At 55.7% G+C, this 212-nt stretch carries 2 tRNA genes; both read left to right on the top strand.

The features are described 5' to 3' along the window. The first annotated feature begins 18 nt into the window (after positions 1-18). A tRNA-Ile gene (locus RH40_RS10105) sits at positions 19-95 on the top strand. A 42-nt stretch (positions 96-137) separates the two neighbouring features. Then, positions 138-210: transfer RNA gene (locus RH40_RS10110), tRNA-Ala, on the top strand. The last annotated feature ends 2 nt before the right edge of the window (positions 211-212 follow it).

Below are 212 nucleotides of genomic sequence, written 5' to 3' on the forward strand. Positions count from 1 at the left end.
GAGTAAAGAGACGATACTGGGTCTGTAGCTCAGGTGGTTAGAGCGTTCGCCTGATAAGCGAGAGGTCGGTGGTTCAAGTCCACTCAGACCCACCAATCTTCCTCCCAGAAGATGTGGCACACAGTATCACACCTGATGGGGCTATAGCTCAGCTGGGAGAGCGCCTGCCTTGCACGCAGGAGGTCAGCAGTTCGATCCTGCTTAGCTCCACC

Origin of the sequence: Vibrio caribbeanicus ATCC BAA-2122 (assembly GCF_000165125.1) — a bacterium.
GTDB lineage: Bacteria > Pseudomonadota > Gammaproteobacteria > Enterobacterales > Vibrionaceae > Vibrio > Vibrio caribbeanicus.